Origin of the sequence: Acidovorax soli (assembly GCF_014207955.1) — a bacterium.
GTDB lineage: Bacteria > Pseudomonadota > Gammaproteobacteria > Burkholderiales > Burkholderiaceae_C > Acidovorax > Acidovorax soli_A.
In genome coordinates this window covers 70,592-93,554 of record NZ_JACHLK010000021.1, presented here as the reverse complement: position 1 = coordinate 93,554, position 22,963 = coordinate 70,592, and the positions used below count along the sequence as shown (strand labels likewise).

The following is a 22,963-nucleotide window of genomic DNA, read 5'->3' as shown; positions in this document are numbered from 1 at the left end:
AGCAATGGCCCGTGTCGGTATCCACCCCCTTCTGACCGTGCCGAGAAGCGCAGAAGCTGGGGTGGCGTGTGTGCCGAAGGACACACACGCTTCGTCATCTGGCTCGCCGCAGATGTTTGAGCGGAGTTCGAAGAACGAAGCGAGTTCCGAGGCGCACCCCAGCTTCGAGCATCGCAGGCTGCCCCCTCGCCACCGGCGAGGGGGACACGGGCAGCGGGGCCGCCTTCTCTTTGGTGACTTTCTCTTGGCGGACCAAGAGAAAGTTACTGCGCCGCCGGGCGCACATCCCGGCTCCCGCCCTTCGACGAGGCATGGCGCAATTGAATACCCAGCTTCTCAGCACAGAACCGCCGAGCCAAGACCCGGCTCTCGACCTCAGCAGAGGTATGCAGCGAACATCAAATCTTCAACGCAGAAATCCTCACCGCACAGCAGGGTGCATGGCCTTGATCAGCAAAGCCGGCCAGTTGAACGGCTTGAAGAATTTCATTGAGATGGCGCTCATCGATCAGGTCGCTCGACTTCCTGAACTTCGCGATGGGGTCCAGGGACAGTACGGAAAAGAAACCATTGATATCCGCCACGTCGATACCCATGCATCGAAAGCCCGCGAGCGACAGGGTGGGGTTACCTGCAGGGTGCCCGAAACGCTGGCTTTGCCACGCAGCCACGGGCTCGGGGATCTGGATGGCGATCAGGTTGCATGCTGCATCGGCCCGGACGGCCTCCATGACCGCTTCCAGCGTGTCCTGATCCTCGATGTGCAGCAACTGGTACAGGTTTTCCTGCAGCCCGAACTGAGCGGCAATGGCGGCATGCATCACATCGTGCTGGCTCCAGTCCGATAGACCCACGCGGGGAGTGCCGTCGCAGGGCCATACGCGGATGTCGAAGCCGATGCATGTGTACTTCGTCATTTGATGAAGTGCCTCAGTCATTGCTCCACAACGCCGACTTCGCTATCCCCGCCACATACTGAATCACCTCCACCTCATCCTCCGGAATGCTGATCCGCGGATGCGCCTCGTTCACCGAATCGAGGTGCACCATGCCATCGCGCACATAGGCCAGCTGCTTGACCATGACCTTGCCGCTGCGCTCGCGCACCAGCACCTCGTCGCCGGGCATGAAGCCGTGGTTGGGCTCGATGACGACGAACTCGCCGTGGCGGATGCGCGGTTTCATGCTCTCGCCGCGGCAGCGCAGGGCGTACGCGTTGGGGTCGCGCGTGGGCCAGTTGATGCGGCCGTCGCCGTGGCCCACGGGGTACTGCAGTTCGCAGAAGTAGCCGTCGTCGCCCAGCTGCGCGGTGCCCACCACGGGCACGCCTTCGGGCGCGAGGCTGCGCGCGGCCTCGCTGCCGGCGCGCAGCAGCGAGGGGAACATGCTGCCCAGGGGCAGGTTGGCCCGCTTTTCGAGGTTGAGGGCGGCGCGCTCGCCGAAGGCCTCTTCCTCGTCCAGGTACTGGGTCATGCGGCCCTTGCTCACGCCGAACTGGTCCATGAACCTCTGGCGGTCGGTGCCGAAGTGCTTCTCGAAGTAGGCGGTGAATTCCGCGCGGCGGGTGCTGTCGTTGCTCATGGCTGCGCAGTTTAGCTGTAGCTAAATTTTTGGCAAGTTGTTTTAGCTTGTGCTTGACTATTTGTTTAGATAAAACTAAACTTGCTGCCATGAGATTCACGGATTGGCTGGATGCCGAACCCGGCCGAAACAAGGCGGTGGCAGTGCACTTTGGGCTGACGCCCAGCGCCATCACGCACTGGCGCCGGGCTGTGCCCCGAAACCGCATGCACGAGCTGCATGTGTTCACACAGGGGGCGGTGGACTTTGCCGGCATGTTGCCCCGGTCCCGGGGGAGCCTGGTGCCTGGCACCGGAGCCCCGGACTCCGGGGGCGGCTGACTGGTTGTTGGTTTTCTCCTTCCGCGGCGCCGATGCAGCAGGTGCCGTGGACCTTGCCCGGCGCTGCGTTGCGCGGCTTTGTTGTGCCTTGCGCGGCGCCGGGTGTTTTTTGTTTGTTTGTTTCTTTCTTTCTTTTTTTGTGATGGGCCCACCTGTGCGCTCCTGCGGGAGCGTGGGCGCCCGTACGCCTTGTGAGGAGCCGCTGAAGCCATGCGATCGACGACAACAACAACAACCACCACCACAACAACAACACCACCACCACTACCACCCGTGCAGACAGCGGGGCCCAATGCCTTTGCGTTGCTGCGCCCGCGCAGCAGTGCCGTAGCGGCCAATGATGCGGTGGCACCGCGATGCGGCGGCAACAGCCGTGGCGCGGCGACGGAAGGCACCACCAAGGTGCTGGTGCTCAACCGCCGCGGACTGCGGGTGGTGGACCTGGCGCCGCGTGTGCAGGGGGCCATCAGCATCGAGAGCCGCGCCCAGGCGCAGGCCAGCCTGGACAAGAGCCGGCGCATTGCGCGCGACTGGAGGCAGTGATGGGGATGCTGATGGGCCACACCCTGCAGCGCCTGACGCCCGAGGTATTGCGCGCTGCAGCGCAATCGGCGGCTGCGCAGCACATCCCCTTGGCCGAGGCCAACCACCACGAGCCGGGCACCGCGCTGTGGGCGCAGTTCAACGAGGCCTATGCCGCATGGCCGCAGCAGGAGGGCGCGTGAGCAGCACCGGCACCAGCACGAAGGGCTGCGCAGCGCTGCCCGAGCCCCTGACCTTGCCCGGGTGCGACCTGAGCGACTTCCCGTACATGGAGCTGGATGTGCGGCGGCTGCGCGATTCGAAATTTGCGGCGGCGGCCGAGGGCGAGGCGTTCCGCGCGGGCATTCTGCTGTGGTGCGCGGCCTGGCACCAGGTGCCGGCGGCCTCGCTGCCCGATGACGATGTGGAGTTGGCCAACCTGGCCGGCTATGGCCGCGTGCTCAAGGAATGGAAGAAGGTGCGCGCTGCCGCGCTGCACGGCTTTGTGAAGTGCGCGGACGGGCGCCTGTACCACCCCGTGGTGGCCGAGAAGGCGATTGCCGCCTTTGCTGCCAAGGAGAAGTACGCCTACGAAAAATACTGCGACCGCCTGCGCAAGGAAAACGCCAAGCGCGCCAAGGAGGGCAAGCCGCCCGTGGGCGTGCCGCCGCAGGCGCTGTGGAAGACCGGTGCCTACCCGCATGGCATGGCGCCTGCGGGCGAGGGCGATGGCCATGTTGCGCAGCAGCCGGGCGATGGCGGCTTTCCGCCGGAAATCCGCCACCCGTCCACCGGCCATCCACCGGAAACCGGCCTTAAAGGGAACCGAAAGGAACGGAGCCGAGACCGAGACGGAGATGGAACCGGAGACGGAACGGATCTCTTTGGCGAAACCCGCAGACCCGTTGCTGGCGCAACGGCCAGCGCCGAGGCGCTGCGCGGCAACGCTGGCATCGATGTCGCCGATGCCGCCGAGGGCCTGGCGCGGGACGCGTTGTGGTCGGCAGGCAAGTCGCTGCTGGCACAGGCGGGCATGCCGCGTGCGCAGTGCGGCAGCTTCATCGGCCGGCTGTGCAAGGACCATGGCAGCGACACCGTGGCCGAGGCCGTGCGCGCTGCCTGCGTGGCCCGCCCGGCAGACCCGGCCGAGTACATGAAGGCCGTGTGCCTGCGCGCCGCCGGCCAGCGCGGCCCGGTGCTGCGCCGTGCCGGCGCACCCGGCACGCCGCCCCTTTCGGGCAACCGGCAGGAGGCGCTGGAGCAGCGCAACCGCAGCGTGGCCGATGCCTGGGCGCTGCAGGCGCCCGACGCGGCCGTGCACGCCGCGTCGCCGCAACCACCAGTACCGAACCACCACCCGCAACCCCACCACGTACAGGAGCCACCGCACCATGCAAGCATCTGAACGCGCGCCCTTTGCGCAGCTGATCACCGATGTGCTCGCCTACTACCGGCAGGACGCCAGCCGCTTTGTGCTGGACCTGTGGTGGAACGCGTGCCAGCCGTTCGAGCTCTCGCAGATCCGCCAGGCCATGCAGCGCCATGCCACCGATGCCGAGCACGGCCGCTTTGCGCCGCGCGTGGCCGATGTGGTGCGCATTCTGGCCGGCACGGCGGCCGAGCGCGCGGCCCTGGCCTGGGGCAAGACGCTGGAGGCCATGGGCAGCGTGGGCGCGTACACCGACGTGGTGTTTGACGACCCCGCCATTCACGCCGCCGTGCAGGACCTGGGCGGCTGGCCCAAGGTGTGCCGCACCGACCTGAGCGAGCTGGGCTACCTGCAGCACCGCTTTTGCGAAAGCCACCGCGCCTACACCGGGCGCGGCAGTTTCGACTACCCGCGCTGCCTGGGTGGTGACCGCAGCCCCGACAGCGAGTACGCCAAGGTCGGCCTGCCGCCGCCGCGCATCGCATTCATTGGCAATGCACAGCGCGCGCGCCTGGTGTACGACGGGGGCAATGCGGCGGGCAAGGCGGCGGTGCGCTTTCACGCGCTGCAGGCCCTCGCGGCAGCGGGTTCCATGCCACCGGCTGCGCCGCGCAGTGAGGTCGAGCCAGGGAACGAGGCTGCGCGTGTGCCATTGGATGCACCGCGCGCCGCAGCGCAGCCGCCACTGCCCAGGCCCCGCAGCACCCAAGCCATCACCGTGCGGCCACCCCACGCCACAACCCCCGCCATGGACCGCGCTGCATTGCGCGCGCTGGCATCGGCAGGCCCCTTGGCGGCGGCCGCCGCAACACCCCCACGGCCCGGCGCATTGCGTGCCGCGACCGGGGTGCGCCAGCCCACTGCGCAGGCCCCGCAGACACCCATGCACTGAACACCACCGCTGAAAGGATGTACCCCTCATGAAAGCCATGCTCATCAAATCCCCCGAAGGCCTGCGCGGAACGACGCCGGACGACCAGGACGCCTGGGCCCGTTTCACGCGCAAGCTGGAGGTGATGAAACCCGGCACCTGCCTGCGCATGGAATGGAGCCGCCCGCGCAACGGCCCTCAGCACCGCCGCCTGTTCGCGCTGCTGCAGGTGGTGGCGGAAAACAGCGAGGTCTATGACACCGCCGAGCGCGCGCTGGTGGCCGTGAAGCTGGCCGCCGGCTACTGCGACGATGCCATCGACCCGCGCACGGGCAAGGCCGTGCCGGTGGTGCGGTCGATCCGCTACGAGGCCATGGACCAGCCCACCTTCGAGCGCTTTTACGCAGCGGCGGTGGATGCCGTGCTGCAGCTCATTTTGCCCACCATGGACCGCGCCACGCTGCAGCGCCTGATCGCCATGGTCGAGGAGGGCTGGGCATGAGCGCCGCACTGTTGTCCACCCTGCGCGGCAACGCGGAGCCGGTGGTCTGCGCGCTGCTGCGCAGCGATGGGGCAGGGCAGCCGTGCCCCGCGTGCCAGGCCGCGCAGACCCGCGCGCACAGCCCGCTGTTTCGCGCCCACTGCCACGGCTGCAAGGTGCGCGCATTGGCGCAGGGCCCGCAGTTCTGGCGCTCGCTGAAGGAGGGCGCCCACACCGATGCCTACCAGGGCGAGCTGGCCGCCGTGTTCGGTGCAGCGGGTGCAAGGGAGGGCCATGCCGTGGTGCTGGCCGAGTACCGGCGCCTGCGGGCGCTGCAGGACAACGCCGTGCGCTGCGGCCTGGTGCCACGCACGCCCGAGGCCGCCAACGACGATGGCCGCAACGACCGCACCGATACCCACAACACCAACCAGACCGACAACAACCCATGCGAGGGATGAGCATGCTGATGACCACCGACCCCACCCACAGCCCCTACCGCACCGTGGAGGAAGCCTATACCCGCGCGGGCACCTCGTCGTCGAACCTCAAGGTCGACCCCGATCGCCGTGGCGATGCCGATGTGCTGATCGCCGCGGGCTGGTCGCCCGGCATGCTGGGCGGCGCGCTCATGCGCCTGCGCGGCGAGTGGGACAGCGTGGCAGCGCCGCGCTTCAGGCAGGACAGCACGGCGCACCAGCGCCGCAACCACCCGGGTGCAGATGCAGATGCAGGTGCCGGTGCCGATGCCGTGCAACTGCTTGGCCGCCTGCGCTCGCTGGCCCAGGTGCTCGAAGCCGTGGAGCGCTGGGCCACGGCCAAGCACCTGGCCGACGCACGCACCCTGGCGCGTACCAGCGTGTGCTATTGGCTCGACCCCACCTGCCGCGCCTGCCTGGGCCGCGGCGCCGCACTGGTGCCCGGCACGCCCATGCTGGGGCGTGTGTGCAAGGCCTGCGGCGGCAGCCGCAAGGCGCGCGAGCCCATGGGCCAGGACGGCCGCCGCACGCTCAACATGCTGGACGATTGTGTGAGCCGCCGCAACCAGTCGATGAAAAAACGCTTGCACAATTCCATGCATCGCGGTTAGAATTGCACCAGACGATTGCAGAGGGTGCTGACCCTCTCGCCCGTCGCCCCTCTGTTGAATGCCCGCAGCCACAGCCTGGCTCATCGCCTGTAGCGACTGCGGTAGATAGTTGGGGTGGTTTGTCGTCTTGGATTTTGTGAATCCCGCATGGTTTGCCCTGCGGGATTTTTGCTTTGCGGCCTTGCTTTGTTGGCTGCAGCCCTGGTTTTGTTTTCCCTCTTTTCCCACTGCCCCCGTGCATGGCGCACCTGCGCTGCGCGCGCGTTGCGGCGTGCGCCAAAAGACATCCATCCATCTTTCGAGGTGCCCCATGAGCCCTGCCACCAAAGCACTGCACGAAACCCTGATCCGCCTGGCCAAGGGCGCGATCACGGCCTGGGAGCAGTGGTTGCAAAAACAGCAGCAGTTGCCGCCGCAGCCCTGACCCCTTGTCCCACCGTTCACTCTGCCCCGCGGCAGGCCGCTCTCCCGGATCTTGTCTGGGCAGATACGCCTGCCACCTGCCACGCAGAACTTCCGCCGCACTGTCGTTGATTGGTGCGGCTTTTTTTTGTTTGTCTGTTGTCACTTCGACATCTCCACTGAAAGGCCCATTCCATGGCTGTATCCCTGCCCGACGGCGCAACCATCGCCATTGCAACCACCTACGGCTCGGTCAAGACCGTGACCGCCATCACCAACGCCAACCCCGGCGTCATCACTTCGGCCGCGCACGGCCTGCTCAACGGTGCCTTCTACGAGCTCAAGTCGGGCTGGCAGAAGATCAGCGACCGCGTGTTCAAGGCCTCCAACGTGGCCACCAACGCGCTGGACGTGACCGGCATCGACACGACGGACACCAACCGCTTTGCGGCCGGTACCGGCGTGGGCAGCCTGCGCGAGATCACGGCCTGGACGCAGATCCCGCAGATCCTGGAGTTCACCACCAGCGGCGGTGACCAGCAGTTCGCCAACTTCTCCTTCCTGGAAGAAGACTACGAACGCCAGCTGCCCACGGTGACCAGCGCCCAGTCGATCCAGATCGGCATCGGCGACGACCCTTCGCTGCCCGGCTACCAGGCCCTGAAAGCCGCCGGCGAAGCCCGCGCCATCCGTGCGCTGAAGGTCACCCTGCCCAACGGCGCTGTGCTGCTGTACAACGGCTTTGTGTCCTTCAACGAAACGCCCACGCTGACCAAGGGCAGCGTGATGCAGGTGCGCGCCACCATCTCGCTGCAAGGCCGCCCCACGCGCTACTGAGCGCGACAGGCGCCGTGAGGCGCCTGCTTGCTTCTCCCTTCGCCTGCACCGCCATCGTTTGCTTTGGCCGTGCGGGCATGACCCTCTGCACCGACCCGGCCCTGTTCGCTCCTTCGAGGGGGCGGCAGGGCTGGGCACGGGCTTTTCTTTTTTGTTGACTGTTTCTCCCTCGAAAGAACCAACACCATGGCCAAACTCGTAATCGGCAAGTCCACCCCCAAGTCCTTCGCACTCAAGGTGGAAGTGCCCACGCCGCACGGGCTCGACGAAGTGAACTTCGACGCCCGCCACCTGCCCTCCACCGTGTGGGCCAAGATGCGCGAGCAGCACGCCGACGCCATCGGCAAGACCGTGCAGGCATTGTTCGACGCCGCGCGCCAGGAGGCCGAGCAGGCCTATGCCGCCGAGCAGGCGAGCAAGCCTGTGGCTGCTGTTGCTGCTGCGGCCAAGAAACCCGCCGGCAAGAAGGCTGCAGTGGTTGCGGCCGAAGCCGCCAACGATGGCGCCGAAGTGGTGTTGTCGTCTGACGCCGACGCCAAGGAGGCCGCCATCACCGCGCTGATCAAGCCCGTGAAGGAAAGCGACATCGCCAGCCTGCGCGCCAAGCACAGCGCCGAGCTCATCGTGCAGATCGTTGCGGGCTGGGACCTGGACGAACCCCTGGGCGTGGACGCCCTGGTCGACATGTGCGACAGCTACCCCGGCGCCGCCGAGGCCGTGTTCAAGGCCTACAACGAAACCCGCGAAGGCCTGCGCCTGGGAAACTGAAGGCCATCGGCCGCGCGCCCTACCACAAGCCCCCCGACGAGGCCGAGCTGGCCGCCTGGGGCATGCGGTTAAGCGACTTCCCCGAGCAGGACGTGGAAGTCTGGCCCGAGCACGTGGACGCCTGCCTGCTGTTTTGCAGCGTGAGCACCCAGTGGCGCGTGGGCATGGGCGGGGCCACGGGGCTCGACTACCCGGCGGTGTTTGCGACGCTGGATCGCCTGCACCGGGGCAAGACCGATGCGGAGCGCGATGCGATCTTTGCGGATGTGCAGGTGATCGAGCGGGCGGCGTTGGAAGAGATGAATAGCAGGGATTGAGGCAGTCCTGCGGGTCGCCTGGTCACGTCTTGTTTTGTTTGTGCAAACCACCTTCGGGTGGCTTGTTTGTTTTTGGGCTTGCGCTTGGCGGGCCATATCCATGAGAGGTTGAGTATGGCCATTGATCAAACCGCCGATGCAGTTCAAGCCAACGCGCAGTACCTGGCGCAGGGCCAGGCCATGGTGTCTGTGGCCCAGCAGATCGAGCAGGCTGTTGCGGGGCAACTGGCTGTTTTTGGAAGCATGCAGCGGGCTGTGGCTGACCTGTCGAGTGCTATGCAGAGCTTGCCGGGGCAGTTGGGCAGTGTGATTTCCGCATTGCAGTCCGGGAGTGAGTCGGGCTCAAGCTTCTTGGAGGTGAGCAATCAAATTGTTGGGACTCTTGCGGACTCCTCTGGGGCGATAACCAATGCTGGCTTGGCCTTTGCGGCTTATAGCGGACTACTGGGCGCAGCTGTTGCGCCGTTCACCATGGTAGCGGCCGCAGTGGCCGGACTGTCAATTGCCTACCACGAAGGTAGTAAGGAGTCCGTGGAGTACGCCAAGGCGATTGCGCAGACCGGTAATGCAGCAGGCACCCGTGTCTCTGAACTGCAGGCCATGGCCGTCAGCGTGAGTAGTGTGGTGGGAACTCAAGCGAAAGCTGCGGAGGCGCTCACCGCTTTGGTCGGGTCAGGTCAGGTCGGCGTTGCGTCTCTGGAGCAGTTCGCGGCCACAGCGGTATTGATGGAGCGCAATGTCGGCGTTTCCATCAAGGACACCGTGCGTGCTTTTGCCGAGCTGGGCGAATCCCCGGTGGAGGCGTCTCGTAGGCTGAACGCCCAGCACAACTACCTGACTTCCTCCGTCTATGACCAGATCAAGGCTTTGGAGGACCAGGGGTTGAAGACGCAAGCGGCAACGCTTGCGCAGCAGACCTACGACGCCGCCATGGTCAAGACCAGCAAGACCGTGGAGGATCGGCTGGGTTACTTGGCCAAAGCATGGCGCGGCGTCTCCGATGGGGCCAAGGAGGCCTGGGACAAGATGCTCAATCTTGGGCGGCCAGCGACTGTAGACAGCAAGTTGGCTGCTGCACAAGAGCAGCTTGAAACAACGCAGCGTGAGCGCTGGAAGTTTGGCAGCGGCGAGAGCGGAGAGGCTGCCTACAAGAGGGCGACCGGCGTCCTTCAACAGCGGATTGCGCTCTTGCAAGACCACAAGCAGTCGGAGCAGGCAGCTGCTAGTGAGGAAGCTAATAAGGCCGCGTCAGAGAGAAAGTTGATTGACGCGGGGGATTCGGTTGATAGACGTATTCAGGCTGCCAAGCCTTCTCACCAGCGTCGCAAGGAGGAACTGGAAGAGTTTCGCAAAGAGCAAGCGATCATTGCTGCCAAGCACCCCAAGGACAAGCGCTTGGACAAGTCAACGGTTGCAATGGTTGAAGCCCACATCAACGCTCAGTTTCAGAGCGGAGGTGCAAAAGGCTCTTCAGGTGAGGACGCATCCGGCCTGGAGATCATCAAGCAAAAGATCGCGGCCGAGAAGGAATACATCGAGTCATTGGGAAAGCGTGGCACAGCGCAGGAAAAGCTCAGCGAAGGTGCAAAGCTGGAAGCTTCAATCCAGAAGGAATTGGACAAGGGCAACCTCAGTGCCCGTGCGCGAGCGCAGAAGGAGAGAGAGCTCGAAGCAGCCCGAGAGCTGACGAAGCAGAATGCATTGCGTGCCGCAAAAGAGGCGGAGATATCAGCCCAGTCCAAGGCGGAAGAAGAACTGAAGAAGTACGCCGAGTCTGCCAGCAAAGCTGCGGAAGGGATTGGAAAAGCGGCCGAGGCTCAGGAGGCCCTCAACAAGGCATTTGGCAAGAGCAAGACCGAAGCCGAAAAGGACAAGCTTGATGGACTGAAGCAGGCAAGAAACAAGGAGGCGGACGAAGGGCCTCCGGTTCCTGGGCGGCTTGAGGCGATGGACAAGACCATTGCACAACAGGAGCGCTACGTATCGAGTCTTGTGGTCGCTGACTTCCAGGCCATAGGTGCGCAAGCCGACGCATTGCTGAAGACGGCCAGGGAGCAAAGCGAGCTTGCGGAGAAGGATGCGCAAATGACGGGCCTGTCGGCCGTGGAGCGTGCCAAGCTGGTGGCTTTGCGCCAGGTCGAGCTCAAGTACGCCAAAGAGTTGGAGAAGCTCGAAAAGCTTCCCGAGGGAACGGAAAAGGACGCGGCGCGTAACAAGCTGAACGAGGCCAAGCGCATTGAGGGCGAAACGGCTGTCGCAAAGGTGGTGCGGGAAGACTGGCAAAAGACAGCGGACCAGATCAATACCAGCCTCACTGATGCGTTCATGAAGAGCCTGGAGTCCGGCAAGGACTTCGGGAAGAACCTCCGCGAAGCACTGAAGGAGCAGTTCAAGAACCTGGTGCTCAAGCCGACCATCAGCACCATGATGAAGCCTGTCTCGGGTGCGCTGAGCAGTTTTGTGACCACCATCATGGGCGGGAGCAACAGTCCCGTCTCCCCGACAGGAGCCAATAGCGGTATCGGAGGTGATGACGAGTACGGCGGCGACGCCCAGATCGGCAACCTGATGACGGTCGTCCAGGCGGGCTATCAGGCATACACCAATACAGGGCTTGTCGGCGCCATCGCGAAAGCTTTTGGTATCGGTGGAAGCACCGGCGCTGGCGCCGGTGCTGGTGCAGCCGCAGGTGCCGGTGGACTGGGCGCCACCGGCTGGGGCGTGGTCCTGGCCGTGCTGGCCAATGCGATGGGTTTCTTCCGCAGCAAGAACATCGTCGGATCGGGTCTGCAAGGCACCCTTGGTCGCGGTGATCTGTCTGCCTGGGAGGAGGAGCGCACGGGGGGAACCCTGGTTTCCGGGTCGAGCTTCGAGACCACCGACCCGATTGCCCGATACAGGGAGCTCAAGCGCCGTGATCAGGAGGCCATTGCACGCTTCAAGGCGGAAGGTGCAACCGGCGGGGCGTCGGTGACCTACAACGGACAGCCCTACGATCGAACGCTCGCTGCCTCCAGCACCCTGAACTACGGTACCTACGACGAAGACATGGAGCGGATGATTGGTCTGGTGCAGGCCCAGTCCGATGGCATCCAGAAGGGGTACAACGAGTTTCGCAAGAATCTCGTCGGCATGGCCAACGACCTGGGCTTGGCGGGGGGGAAGATTGCGGACTTCACGTTCGACTTGAGTCAGCAAGACCTGAACTTCCAAGGGCTGGATGAAGCAAAGATTCAGGAGAAGATTACCGCGGCATATGGCAAGGCTGGCGCGGGCATGGCGAAGGAGGTATTGGGGCGGTGGATCACCGAAACGGTGGATGTTGTCAAGAGCACGCAGCTCAGCCAACTGACCGAATCGTCCGACGCGCTGTATGACGTGAAGGTGGAGCAGGTTACACGCAAGCGCTATGAGCCCAGCGAGTACGCCAAGGCAGGTGAAACCGCTTTCGATACGCTCAAGCGCCTGGCGACGAGCTTCAACACCCTCAACGAAGCAAGCGATGCCCTGGGCTTTGGCATTCACCAGGGTAGCCTGGCCCTCGCCGACTTTGCTGATGACTTCATCGAAGCGTTTGGTGGGCTGGAGCGCTTTACGGCCTCTACGGGCGCTTTCTTGCAAAACTACTACAGCGACGAGGAGCGCCGCCAGTACCTGGCTAGCAGTGGCTCGCGCCGCCTCGAAAAGCTGGGCATCAATGTCTCGGCCGAACAGCTTCTGGGGGCTACCGGGAACGACATCAAAAACGCGGTCAACTCGCTTGTCTCCGATCCGGATCTGTATGGCGATGTCATGGATGTCGCCAACTACATCGCGCCCCTGTATCAGGGGGCGGCGCAAGCAGCACCGGCGGTCGAGAACCTGTCCAACGCCGTTGACGAATTGACCCAGAAGTTCACCGGTGCCAAGGATGCCTTGCTCAACGATGCCAAATCGCTTGCGGTGGAACTGCTGCGTGCCCAGGGCAAGGAAGGGCAAGCCAAGGCGCTGGAGCGTCAGAACTATCTGGCCGGATTCTCCGACCTGGACGAAGGGCGCAGGCAGGAGCTCGCAACCCAGTACGACGCCAACGAGGCCACCCGCCGCGCCATCGACGTGCAGAACGAGCGCAACGGCCTGCAGAATGAGCTCAATGCGCTGACCGACGATGCGACCCAGGCGCTGACTCGCCAGCGTGACGCTTTGGACGAAAGCAACCGCGCGCTGTTTGACAACGTGCAGGCGGTCAAGCTGCAAAAGACGATTGCCGAAGAACTGCCCGGCGTGCTGAGCAAGTACATGCTGCCGGCCCAGCGCCGGAAGGCGCAGTACGAGGGCACAGCGGCGGAGCTGACTGCAGCGGGCATCCACGTGACGGGCGACCAGTTGGCAAATGCCAGCAAGGAGCAGTTTGCGGCCGCTGCCATGTCGGTCTACAACCTGGGCTCCACCACCGATGGCATGCGTCTGGCGCTGGTGCGCGCTGCGGGTGCCATCGCCGACATCAAGGATGCGGAAGTGGACGAGGCCTTTGCCAATGTCCAGCGGATGGTCGCGGCCCAGCAGGAGCAGGCGGAAGAGACCAAGGCGCGTGTCAAGGCGGTCTTTGACTTGGTTAAGTCGTCTGTAGACGAGCTTTACAGCGAAGTCGACAGCACGATGCGCATGCGGGCGGCCGAAGGTCAGGATGTCATCTCCAAGGCGTTGGCCACTGCGCAGCGTACTGGCAAGTTGATAGATGCCGAGGAACTGGGCAAAGCCATCTCGGCTGCGCGCCAAGGCCTGGATGGCACCCAGTACACCAGCCAGTTCGAGCGTGACCGTGATCGCCTGGTGTTGGCTGGAAAGCTGTCGGATCTGGAGGAGATCAGCGGGGAGCAATTGAGCGAGGCGGAGGCCCAACTCGAAGAGCTCGAGCGCATCTCGGACCAGGCCCAGCTCCAGATCGATGAGCTCAAAGGCATCCACAGCGGTGTGGGCGACGTGAACAAGGCGCTGCAGGATCTGACGGATGCCATCAATGGCAAGACGAATAGTGTTGCGACAACGCGGCCTTCAAACGTCATCACGGGCCGCGGAGAAGCTTCCTTCAATATGACAACGGGCCGAGGTACCACCGAGGATGGTGTGGAGTTCGAGCGCCAGGCCATCTGGAACGCAGCCCGCGAGGTGCTGGCCGCGGCACCCGATGGTTCAGGCGCCATGAGCGTCTACAACGCGCTGGCGGCGGGGGGATACACCCTTGCCCAATACAACGCGATGTTCGGCATGCCTGCCGGCACCCTGGAGCAAGAGGCCCAGAAGCTGGGCATGAAGGTGTTCCACAGGGGAACGCCCTTCGTTCCCAACACCGGCTTTGCGCTGCTGCAGCGCGGTGAAGCGGTCATCCCCACGGCCTACAACCCCTTCGTCCACGGCCGCAGCCTGGGCGATACGGCGCGCCTGGAAGCCCATCTGGAAAAGCTCACCGGCGAGGTGATGCGGCTGCAGAGCCTGCAGACCCTGGGCAATACGCATGCGCAGGCCACGGTGGAGCTGCTGGACAACGTGACCGAAGGCGGCAACGGCATCCGTGCCGAGATCATGAACAAGGTGGAGCTCGTAGCATGAACATTCTGATTCCCATTGAGATCACCGACGCGATGATCAAGTCCGGCACCAGCGTTGCCGAGCCAGACACGGCGGCGGGCGAGGTGGCCTGGGTGGCCAGCGGAACCTATGCGCTGGGCGATGAGCGGCTGAGCGAGCACGCCATCTTCGAATGCGTGAAGGCCCACAACGGCAGCGCAGTGCTGCCCCGGCTCGATGCGAAGAACTGGCTGCGCAAGCGCGCCAGCAACCGCTATGCGCCGTTCGACTACTACCTGTCCACACGCGGCCAGGGCACGGGCAGCGTGACCTATGTGCTGCAGCCGGGCTTCTTTCGCGCGGTAGATGTGCGCGGCCTGGTGGGCGACCGCATCAAGATCACGGCGCGCGATGCGCCTGGTGGCGCGGTGACCAAGGAGATCGACCAGGACCTGTTCGAGCAGCCCCTGGGCTTGTACGAGCTGCTGTTCATGCCGCTGACCAAGCGCACGGACGCTTCGCTGCGCGACATTCCCATCAGCCCTACGGCCGAGGTCACGATCACCGTGTCGGGCGGGGCGGGCGCCTCGGTGGGCATCGGCAAGCTGTCGGTGGGCATCTGGCAATCGCTGATCGGGCAGGACAAGTTTGGCGGGGTGGAGTCGGGCCCGCGCGCGCGGCCCAAGAGCTACACCTACCGCAAGTTCAACGACGACGGCACGTTCGAGCGCGTGCAGCGCGGCAGCGCCACGAACGTGGATTTCTCGGTGACGCTGGAGACCTCGGAGGCGAGCGCCGCCTCCGCGATCCTCACGCAGATCCTGGACACCCCCGTCGTCGTGGAGGCCAGCAAGCTGCCGCGCTTTGGCTGGCTCAACACCGTGGGCATCGTCACCGGTGACCTGCAGACCATCAACCACGCGCTCGCGCGCGCCTCCATTTCTGTAGAAGGGTTCATCTGAACATGCCTATCCAACCTGTGCCGGCAGCGCCGGCGACCGTCCCGTTTCCGGGGCTCAACGAGAAGGCGGCTGGCACCTACAACGCCGCCGCGTTTGCCTGGGGCAACCAGATGCCGGCGTATGCCGAGGGCATGAAGGCGCTGGGGGACAACGCATTCAACAATGCAACGGAGGCGAAAGCCAGCGCCGACATTGCCGCAACCAAGGCCAGCGAGAGCGTGGTAGCGGCAGACGTGGCGGTGATCGCCGCGCAGACGGCAGTCAATTCCCCAGGCTCCATGGCCACCAGCGCCACCAGCCTGCCTTTGGCCTCGGGCGACAAGGTGTTTGTGTTGGTTGAGGCGGACAAGGACTTCGCGGTGGGCCAGTTCCTGGTCGTATCGAGCCTTGCAAACCCCACCGTCAACTACATGACCGGCAGGGTCAAGGCCTATGACAAGCTGGGCAAGACCCTCACCGTGGGCAATGTGACGCCCTCAGGCGGTGGCACCCATGCCGACTGGAGCATCGCTGTCGGCGTAGGGCCCAGCAGCGTGCCGCGCGTAGCCTATGACAGCAGGGCCACCCTGCGGACGATGGCCCCTGTGCAGTCGGCCTCGGTCATCGTGAGTGGCCTGGGTTTGTTCACGTTCGACCAGGGTTCTACCGAGATTGATGACGACGAAACCTGCTTTGCCACGGGCACCGGGCGGTGGCTGCTGGAGGCTGCGAGCATGGATGTGGTGGACGGCTGGTTCAAGTTCCAGCTGGACCAGTTGCTGTCCATGCCTATCACCTTGTTCGGGAGTGCCAGGTCCGTGCTGGTCAACGTAGGTGCTACCCAAAATGTGGTGGCCGCAACGGCCGTTTGCTACGGCGCTTCTGTGGGGGACCGGGTTTTGGTCACCCCGCCAGGACCTCTCCAGTATGGAGCGGGTTGCTGGGGTGCAGTCACCGCGCCCGACCTGGTCACCGTCTACATCAACAACCCCAGCGCCGCCAATGTCGGTACCAACGTGGCCGGCATCTTTCGCTTTATCGTTTTCAAGGAGTCTGTGTAATGTCTATCGTCCGTGCAATCCGTCTTGGCAACACCCTTTCCTCTGGCGCAACCGACGGTGCGGCGCTCGAAGCGCTGATGGCTGACACTGCGCGCCGGGGTGAGTTTTCCGATCTCATGAACCTGCGTGGCCAGGCCCGCCGGCTGGCCGACAATGCCATCCCTGCTGCCGTCATCTGCAACAGTGCCTCAGCCCTGCCGCTGCTGATGGACAGCCGCACTGGTGCTGACGAGTTTGCCAACAGCGTCATGGGCTCGTCCATCCTGATGGCCAGTCGCCCCGCGATGCGTGCCGCGACCATGTCGGCCAATGGATTTCGGCGTTGGCTCACCCAGTTTCCGTATGCCCGCCGCACGGTCTTTGCCGCGGCCACGGACCTTGTGCAGGGCGTGATCTATGGCAACAGCCTGTATGTGGCCGTGGGCGGCAGCGCCTCCACTGGAACGATTGCCACATCGACCGATGGCATCAGCTGGACTGCGCGTACCAACCCCCTGTCCTCCGCGGTGTCCTTCTCGGACGTGGCCTATGCATTCGGCCTTTTCATCGCCATCGACACCAGCGGCCGCATCATCACTTCGCCCGATGGCACGACCTGGACCCAACGCACCAATCCCGCCAGCCCTCCAGCCAGTTCGTCGCTCACCACCATGCCCTTGGTGCAGGCGGAGGGACGCGTTGCCTTCGGCTGCAGGAACTCATCGAATCTGCCTTGTGTCGCGCACTCCACAGACGGAATCAACTGGTCCCATACGGTCGCCTATAACGCAGAAACCACTTCGGTCATGCACAGCCTCGCCTATACCGGCGTGTACTGGATTACATCCTTTGCCTACACCTCCAGCGGAAACGTTTCGCTGCGGTACGCGCCGACGCTTTCTGGTTCGCCGACGTGGAACACTTCCAATCTCGTCAGCAGCACCAGCAGTGCTACTACGCTGCACTTCCTGAACAACAAGCTGTATGTCACCAACTCGAGCGGCAATAGCCCTGTCCAGGCGGACGCGAACCTCAACGGGGTGGTGAACATTTACTCCACCTGGGGGATGCAGTATTTGTACGGTGCGGTGCCCCATCAAGGGTTGCTGCTCTTCATGAATAGCAGTAGCACGTGGGTGAGCGCCGACAACGGGCTGACGGCGCGCAACGCGGGCATTGAAACCGGCTTCTACTCCTATGCGCTTTCGGGGAAGTTGCGCGTGTTGAACAACGTGCTCTTCATCGTTGCGGGCAACAGCAATCAGATCGGTTGCAACTACTGAGCATCAGCGCCACTGACAGTGACCAGGCAAGCCGCACCAGCGGCTTTTTTTTCGTCCGCCCCCCGCCCACCAGGCGGTGGGGCCTGGGCGACGACTGCAAGGAAAAGCACCCATGAGAAACGAAACCATCGACGCCCTGGGCGCCACGGGCGGCAAGACCATTGCGGCCGGGGCGGGGCTCACCAGCTTTGGCTGGATCACGTCCAACGAGTTCCTGGGCCTGGTGGGCGCCATCGTGGCCGTGGCGGGCCTGGTGATCACCTGGTACTACAAGCGCGAGGCCAACCGGCGCCATGCGCGCGAGCACGAGCTGCGCATGGCGCGGCTGCGCCGGGGCATGGACCTGCCCGAGAGCGAGCTGGCCGAGCAGGGGGTGGACGAATGAGCAGCGCTGGCACTGCCTTTGCGGCCACCGACCGCCTGCGCTACTTTCCCCACCTGATGGGCACGCTCGCGCTGGCCAGTGCGGGTGTGCTCACCTTCCTGGGCCAGTGGGAGCCCGATCAGCGGGACCCTGGCCTGGTCTATGCGGACAAGCTCGCGGGCGGGCTGCCCACGGTGTGCAAGGGCATCACGCGGCATGTGACGAGCACGCCCGTGGTGGTGGGCCAGCGCTGGACGCCTGCGCGCTGTGCGCAGGAGGAGGGTGCCGCCATCGAGGCGCTGCAGCTGCGCCTGGCGCAGTGCTTCACGCGGCTGCCGCCGCAGAGCGTCTTCGACATGTCCACCAGCCATGCCTGGAACAACGGTGTGGGCAACACCTGCGCGAGCCAGGCCATGGTGGCCTGGAATGCGGGCGAATGGGCGCTGGGCTGCCGGCGGCTGGGCCTTTCTGACAGTGGCAAGCCGGTGTGGAGCTATGTGCGTACCGGCCGCACGCTGCCCGACGGCAGGCCTGAAATGCGCTTTGTGCAAGGCCTGGCGAATCGGCGCGCGGCCGAGACCACGGCCTGCCTGGAAGGGCTGCTGCAGGGGCACCGCACTCCATGACCACGCTGCTCATGACCCATGCCGCAGCAGCCGCGCTGGGCGCCGCCCTGGCTGCAACGGCTGCGTGGCAACTGCAGGACTGGCGCCTGGGCGAACAGATTGCCAGCCTGCAGGCCACCCATGCCACCGAGCGGGCCCGAGCCAGCCAGGCTGCCTGGGCGGCCGAGCGCGCCACCGCACTCAAGTACCAAGGAGCATTGAATGATGCACGCACCCGTGAGGCGGCTTTGCAGCGCGATGCTGCCCGTGCTCGCACTCTGTCTGACGGCCTGCGCGAGCAGGCCGCTGGCGCCGCCCGGCGCATTGCCGCCGGTGCTGCTGCCCCCGCCGCCATCGCTGGGTACGCCGCTGCCGCCGGTGAGCTACTCGCAGACTGCAGCCGAGCGCATCAGGAGCTGGCACGACAGGCTGATGGCCACGCCGCTGATGCGCGCGCCCTCAGAGACGCCTGGCCGGTGAGCGACGCAGTCGCCAGCCGCCACCCCTAGTCAGTTGCAGCTGATCAACCCCGGTGCACCGGCAATCCCTGCGTAGCGGATCTCGAAGGGCTGCGCCAGGTTGATGCTGGAGGGGAAGGCCGAGAACACGGCCTCTTTCTGCGCGGGCGAGGCGATGGTGCCGATACCCGACCAGCCGTTCGACGGAGAGAAGAGTGCCGTGTCCGCATCGTAGTGGTAGGGCGATACGTCGATGGAGGTGGTGCCCTGCACGAAGAGCAGGCTGCCGCTCAGGAAGTTGGGGTTGCCCGATGCCGCGGTGAGCAGCATGCTGACCTTCTGCGCCTCGGGGTTCACGCGGAAGTCGGCCAGCAGCATGCCATTGGCGTTGTTGGCAAGGGCCCCCGCGCAGGTGCGCTGGGCGGCCGACACGTTGAGCACCTTCACGGTGTAGGTGCTGGTGATGGTCTTGCCCTGCAGCAGCGCGCTGGCGGTGAACACCGCGTTCACATCGGCTGTCTGGCTGGCTGCCAGGAACACGCCCTGGGGCGTGATGGTGCCGGCCGAGGCGGGCACCACGGTCCAGATGGCCACCGTGGGGGTGCTGCTGCCGTCGGCGTTCTGCAAGGCGGCAGACAACGTGATGGTGCCAGCCTCGTTCACCGTGGTCGGGCCCGAGATCTTGAGCTGCGCTGCCGTGCTGGGGGCCACGGCTTGGGGTACGAAGTGCAGTGTTTGGGGGTCCCACTTGAAGGTGACGTCCCACTCGCCCATGCCGGGCACTTTCAGGCGCTTGACGGTGAAGGCGTCGACCGCCTCGGGCTGGTAGCCCGCATTGGTGAGGTCGATGTCGATCGCCGCAGAAGCGGACAGCGACAGGGTGGCGGCCGCAACGGCGGCGCAGATGGTTTTGGGTGATGCCCTCATGAACGAAATCCCTTGTTATCAGTGGTTTTGGGTGGCGGGATCGTAGCCGCCCGGCACCACGCCCTGGTGGCACCTGTCGTATTTGCACCAACCCCCGCCGCCAGCCCAGCCAGGCCTTGCGCCAGAGGGCTTCTTCGTTGGCCTGTGCGGTCTGCGGATCCTGCCAAACCCAATGCCGGTGCGGCTTGCAAGACCACGCCACCGTGGCCGCGCAGTCCCATCGGCCTTTCTTGCCACCCTTGCCAACCCCTTGAGTTTTGCCATGCAAGCACACACGCAGTTACACCTTTCTTCCTGTCCTTCTGCCGCCATGGATGCACCGACCATGCCCGCGCGCACCATCACCAGCATCCGCGCTGGCGGCCTCAAGTCGCGCGTGGAAAAGCTGCTGCACAGCCAGGCCGGCCAGCCGCTCACGCTGGGCCAGATTGGCGCCGCGCTGGACCTGCCCAAGACCTCGCACCCCGAGATCAGCAGTTGCCTGGCCAAGCTGCGCGAGGCCGGCCGCGTGCAGACCAGCACCGGACCGGCGTCGAGCGCGCGAGGGCGGCGGCTGGTGCAGCGCTACAGCATCCTGCTGCGGCGTGTGGGGGGCGATGTGTGCATCTCGGAGATGGATGCCCGCCGGGCGCTGGCCATGGCCCGCTGATTGCCCACCAGGAGACTTGCCCATGGACTTTGTTGAAGACCACAGCCAGGAAGACCTGCACCTCATCGAGCTGCAGGCCCCGGGCGCAGCCCCTTTGCACGCGGGTGTGACGGCGTCGGGCATGGTCTACCTGCGTGGCGACCTGCACCCGCTGGGCAGCGCCACGGCCCTCCTCAAGGCTGCGCGCGCGCAGGTGCCCTATGCCGCGGTGAGCGCGGTGAACGTGCTCTTCCCAGCCGACTGGCTGCGCGGCGAGTGTCTGCACGATGCCGACCGCCTGCGCGTGATTGCGGCCATGGAGCGCCTGGTGCGCGGGGCGGCACGATGAGTGGCGGCAAGACCGTGCCGCACTTGCTGGCGGTGCCTGCGGCTGGCGCCTGCCCGGCCAAACCAGTAGAGCCGCGCGAGGGCGTGGGCGCGGGTGAGCCCGCGGACGGCGTGACGCCGGCCATGGTGCTGCGCGAGCTGGCGGGCATAGCCTTCTTCGACATCCGCAAGCTCTTCAACGGCGATGGCAGCCTGAAGCGCGTGCAGGAGCTCGACGGCGCCACGGCCGCCGCCATCGCCTCCATCGAGGTGGTGGAGATCGGCCCGGGCGGCCAGCTGGAGCTGGGCAAGAAGTTCAAGTCGCCCGAAAAGCTCAAGGCCCTGGACCTGTTGGGAACGCACCTTGGCATGTTCGCCAAGAAGGCTGGCGACGATGCCCCGGACCCGCTGCGCAAGGCCCTGGCGCAGATGCCCGCTGAGCGCGCCGAAGGCATGTTGGCCGCGCTGGAGCAGGTGAAGTCGATCAAGGAGAAGCCGCACAGTGCCCGCTGAGCTGCCCGCCCTTCCCGACGCTCTGGCCGGCGCCACGCTCGAAGAGATCGCGGCGATCGAGGCTTTGCTGCGCGAGCGGCTCGCAGGTTGGCGCATGCGCCGCTTTTTCCAGGACGAAGGCCCTCTGCGCCGCGCGCTGTACGGCCGGCACCTGGCCTTCTTCCGCGCCGGAGCCGAGCACCGTGAGCGCTGCTTCATGGCCGGCAACCGCGTGGGCAAGACCATTGCGGGGGCCTACGAAACGGCTCTGCACCTCACGGGGCGCTACCCCCATTGGTGGGAGGGGCGGCGCTTCGATGGCCCCATCCAGGCCTGGGCCGCCGGCAAGAGCCTGGAGACCACGCGCGACATCGTGCAGCTCGAACTCTATGGCCAGCCCGGCCAGCCTGGTACTGGCATGGTGCCGGCCGACGATATTGCCAAGGCCCGCCCGCGCGCCGGCGCCAACGGCGCGCTCGACTACCTGTGCGTGCGCCACCAGAGCGGGGGCGAGTCGGTCATCGGCTTCAAGTCGTACGACCAGGGCCGCAAGGCCTTCGAGGGCACGGCGCGGCACTGGGTGTGGCTGGACGAGGAGCCACCTCTTGCGGTCTACAGCGAGTGCCTGACGCGCACGGCGACCACGCAGGGGCTCATTGCGATCACCTTCACGCCGCTGGAGGGGGCGACGGAGGTGGTGCTGGATTTCTTGACGAAGGGGGTGGTGGTGGGTGGGGCGGGGTGAGCGTCAGGGGACATGCTGCAGCGCAAATCCAAGGCATCGGGCGCCGCGGGTGGCGACCTCGGTGGCTACGGGCTCAACGCGGATTCGTGTACTTGTGGCTTGAAGCCAAGCGCCAACACCTTGGTGATGGACGCTGGGGTGATGACGGTCACGGTGGTCGACGGGACCACCACGACGCCCGCTTTGCTGTAGCCGTGGGCCGACCACTTGTGCAGCTGGCCTTGCCATAGCAGCAAGGCATCTCCGCTGTGATCGATGAAGGCACCATCCGGAACCATGCCGAGCGGTGATTGAAACGTGAGCTTGCCGCCGCCGCGAACGGCACGCTCCTTGTGAAGTTGCTTATCGATGCTTGTCACGGTTGTGCCGGAGGCTACCGCATCGTCTGCGAGGGTCGCTTGCCACAGCGATTTGAATTCATTGAACCTTTCACGGCGGCACTGCGCACATGGGCGGTGTCCGGCCGACAACGCAGTCGCTTCATCAAGGAAGAACAGTTCGGAATAGTTTCCCGGGCTGAATGGCTTTCGCTTGATGCCTTTGAACTCAAGCTGGCACGTGACCCAGGACTTGTGCCGCCATGGAGCGACTATCTCCTGTTGATCGTTGTGAAGAATCCCTCGGTTCCCCAGCCATGCTCCACGCGCAGGGGTGTTTGTCAGTTGGCCCCAAGGATCAACGCGGTTTTGCAAGGTCATGCCTGGGCAGCATCAGCGCAGCAAGGCCTTGGGCTGTCGCATTCCCTTTGGCTGCAGAGACTCGGACGAGCCGGTGGATGGCATCGGTCGAGTCCATTTCGTGGCGGGCCGATGCCTTCCTGTCTGCAGAACTATCTACAGCGGTCTGTGCCGCTGGCGCAGGCTTTACAGCGGGGCTCTTCTGACTCTTTCTTGCCGCAGGTTTGGACGCGGAGGCAGGTCGGGCTACGCGCTTGGCTCCAGAACGGGGCCTGCCTTGCTGACGCACCCTGCGTACCTCATGCTCCAGC

At 65.0% G+C, this 22,963-nt stretch carries 25 protein-coding genes; 21 read left to right on the top strand and 4 right to left on the bottom strand.

The window, feature by feature from the left end; translation table 11 throughout:
* Positions 1-398: 398 nt before the first annotated feature.
* Entirely contained in the window at positions 399-917 is a 519-nt protein-coding gene (locus HNP48_RS31750) for a hypothetical protein (RefSeq protein WP_184864957.1), read from the bottom strand.
* A gap of 13 nt (positions 918-930) precedes the next feature.
* Positions 931-1,581: a helix-turn-helix transcriptional regulator gene (locus tag HNP48_RS31745; RefSeq protein ID WP_184864955.1), complete on the bottom strand. Its 651-nt coding sequence runs from the start codon at positions 1,579-1,581 to the stop codon at positions 931-933.
* Between the two features lie 530 nt (positions 1,582-2,111).
* Between HNP48_RS31745 and HNP48_RS31740 the strand changes: the two genes are divergently transcribed.
* The 17 genes from HNP48_RS31740 (at position 2,112) to HNP48_RS31660 (ending at position 18,907) form a co-directional block, all read left to right on the top strand.
* The gene (locus HNP48_RS31740) at positions 2,112-2,444 is read left to right on the top strand and encodes a hypothetical protein (protein WP_184864953.1); all 333 of its coding nucleotides are present in this window, start codon (positions 2,112-2,114) and stop codon (positions 2,442-2,444) included.
* Entirely contained in the window at positions 2,444-2,626 is a 183-nt protein-coding gene (locus tag HNP48_RS31735; RefSeq protein WP_184864951.1) for a hypothetical protein, read from the top strand. The genes HNP48_RS31740 and HNP48_RS31735 overlap by 1 nt, the downstream gene beginning before the upstream one ends.
* Positions 2,623-3,828, top strand: coding sequence for a DUF1376 domain-containing protein (locus tag HNP48_RS31730; RefSeq protein ID WP_311773879.1), 1,206 nt, complete (start codon positions 2,623-2,625; stop codon positions 3,826-3,828). Before HNP48_RS31735 ends, HNP48_RS31730 begins: the two co-directional genes overlap by 4 nt.
* Entirely contained in the window at positions 3,815-4,744 is a 930-nt protein-coding gene (locus HNP48_RS31725) for a DUF6475 domain-containing protein (protein ID WP_184864947.1), read from the top strand. The genes HNP48_RS31730 and HNP48_RS31725 overlap by 14 nt, the downstream gene beginning before the upstream one ends.
* 28 nt (positions 4,745-4,772) lie before the next feature.
* Positions 4,773-5,225 (top strand): hypothetical protein, encoded by a 453-nt coding sequence (locus tag HNP48_RS31720; protein WP_184864945.1) that lies wholly within the window; start codon positions 4,773-4,775, stop codon positions 5,223-5,225.
* Complete coding sequence (locus tag HNP48_RS31715; RefSeq protein WP_184864943.1) at positions 5,222-5,665, top strand: hypothetical protein; 444 nt, start codon at positions 5,222-5,224, stop codon at positions 5,663-5,665. Before HNP48_RS31720 ends, HNP48_RS31715 begins: the two co-directional genes overlap by 4 nt.
* Before the next feature lie 2 nt (positions 5,666-5,667).
* Positions 5,668-6,294: a hypothetical protein gene (locus HNP48_RS31710; protein WP_184864941.1), complete on the top strand. Its 627-nt coding sequence runs from the start codon at positions 5,668-5,670 to the stop codon at positions 6,292-6,294.
* Positions 6,295-6,891: 597 nt separating this feature from the next.
* Positions 6,892-7,533: a phage tail protein gene (locus tag HNP48_RS31705; RefSeq protein ID WP_184864939.1), complete on the top strand. Its 642-nt coding sequence runs from the start codon at positions 6,892-6,894 to the stop codon at positions 7,531-7,533.
* 186 nt (positions 7,534-7,719) lie between these two features.
* Positions 7,720-8,301, top strand: coding sequence for a phage tail assembly chaperone (locus tag HNP48_RS31700; protein ID WP_184864937.1), 582 nt, complete (start codon positions 7,720-7,722; stop codon positions 8,299-8,301).
* A gap of 62 nt (positions 8,302-8,363) precedes the next feature.
* The gene (locus tag HNP48_RS31695; RefSeq protein ID WP_184864935.1) at positions 8,364-8,618 is read left to right on the top strand and encodes a DUF1799 domain-containing protein; all 255 of its coding nucleotides are present in this window, start codon (positions 8,364-8,366) and stop codon (positions 8,616-8,618) included.
* A gap of 114 nt (positions 8,619-8,732) precedes the next feature.
* The gene (locus tag HNP48_RS31690; RefSeq protein WP_184864933.1) at positions 8,733-14,207 is read left to right on the top strand and encodes a phage tail length tape measure family protein; all 5,475 of its coding nucleotides are present in this window, start codon (positions 8,733-8,735) and stop codon (positions 14,205-14,207) included.
* Positions 14,204-15,127 carry a hypothetical protein gene (locus HNP48_RS31685; protein ID WP_184864931.1) on the top strand — a complete coding sequence of 308 codons (924 nt, stop codon included), beginning with the start codon at positions 14,204-14,206 and terminating at the stop codon, positions 15,125-15,127. Before HNP48_RS31690 ends, HNP48_RS31685 begins: the two co-directional genes overlap by 4 nt.
* Before the next feature lie 2 nt (positions 15,128-15,129).
* Positions 15,130-16,167: a hypothetical protein gene (locus HNP48_RS31680; protein WP_184864929.1), complete on the top strand. Its 1,038-nt coding sequence runs from the start codon at positions 15,130-15,132 to the stop codon at positions 16,165-16,167.
* Positions 16,167-17,429, top strand: a complete 1,263-nt coding sequence (locus HNP48_RS31675; protein WP_184864927.1) for a hypothetical protein — start codon at positions 16,167-16,169, stop codon at positions 17,427-17,429. Before HNP48_RS31680 ends, HNP48_RS31675 begins: the two co-directional genes overlap by 1 nt.
* A 112-nt stretch (positions 17,430-17,541) precedes the next feature.
* On the top strand, positions 17,542-17,814 hold the full coding sequence (locus HNP48_RS31670) for a holin (RefSeq protein ID WP_184864924.1): 273 nt from the start codon (positions 17,542-17,544) through the stop codon (positions 17,812-17,814).
* Between the two features lie 56 nt (positions 17,815-17,870).
* Entirely contained in the window at positions 17,871-18,419 is a 549-nt protein-coding gene (locus tag HNP48_RS31665) for a glycoside hydrolase family protein (RefSeq protein WP_184864968.1), read from the top strand.
* Positions 18,416-18,907: a hypothetical protein gene (locus HNP48_RS31660; RefSeq protein WP_184864922.1), complete on the top strand. Its 492-nt coding sequence runs from the start codon at positions 18,416-18,418 to the stop codon at positions 18,905-18,907. The genes HNP48_RS31665 and HNP48_RS31660 overlap by 4 nt, the downstream gene beginning before the upstream one ends.
* Here the strand turns inward: HNP48_RS31660 and HNP48_RS31655 are convergent, their stop codons facing one another.
* Positions 18,908-19,783 carry a hypothetical protein gene (locus HNP48_RS31655; RefSeq protein ID WP_184864919.1) on the bottom strand — a complete coding sequence of 292 codons (876 nt, stop codon included), beginning with the start codon at positions 19,781-19,783 and terminating at the stop codon, positions 18,908-18,910. It abuts the gene before it with no gap.
* 310 nt (positions 19,784-20,093) lie between these two features.
* On the opposite strand from HNP48_RS31655, the gene HNP48_RS31650 reads away from it, so the two are divergent.
* From HNP48_RS31650 to HNP48_RS31635, 4 genes are read left to right on the top strand one after another with little or no spacing between them, the layout of a single operon-like run.
* A complete protein-coding gene (locus HNP48_RS31650) occupies positions 20,094-20,432 on the top strand; it encodes a hypothetical protein (RefSeq protein WP_184864917.1) in 339 nt (112 codons plus the stop codon).
* A gap of 22 nt (positions 20,433-20,454) precedes the next feature.
* Positions 20,455-20,760, top strand: coding sequence for a hypothetical protein (locus HNP48_RS31645; protein ID WP_184864915.1), 306 nt, complete (start codon positions 20,455-20,457; stop codon positions 20,758-20,760).
* A complete protein-coding gene (locus HNP48_RS31640; RefSeq protein ID WP_184864913.1) occupies positions 20,757-21,251 on the top strand; it encodes a terminase small subunit in 495 nt (164 codons plus the stop codon). The genes HNP48_RS31645 and HNP48_RS31640 overlap by 4 nt, the downstream gene beginning before the upstream one ends.
* A complete protein-coding gene (locus HNP48_RS31635) occupies positions 21,241-21,975 on the top strand; it encodes a terminase large subunit domain-containing protein (RefSeq protein WP_184864911.1) in 735 nt (244 codons plus the stop codon). The genes HNP48_RS31640 and HNP48_RS31635 overlap by 11 nt, the downstream gene beginning before the upstream one ends.
* Before the next feature lie 65 nt (positions 21,976-22,040).
* Here the strand turns inward: HNP48_RS31635 and HNP48_RS31630 are convergent, their stop codons facing one another.
* Entirely contained in the window at positions 22,041-22,673 is a 633-nt protein-coding gene (locus tag HNP48_RS31630; RefSeq protein ID WP_184864909.1) for a hypothetical protein, read from the bottom strand.
* Between the last annotated feature and the right edge of the window lie 290 nt (positions 22,674-22,963).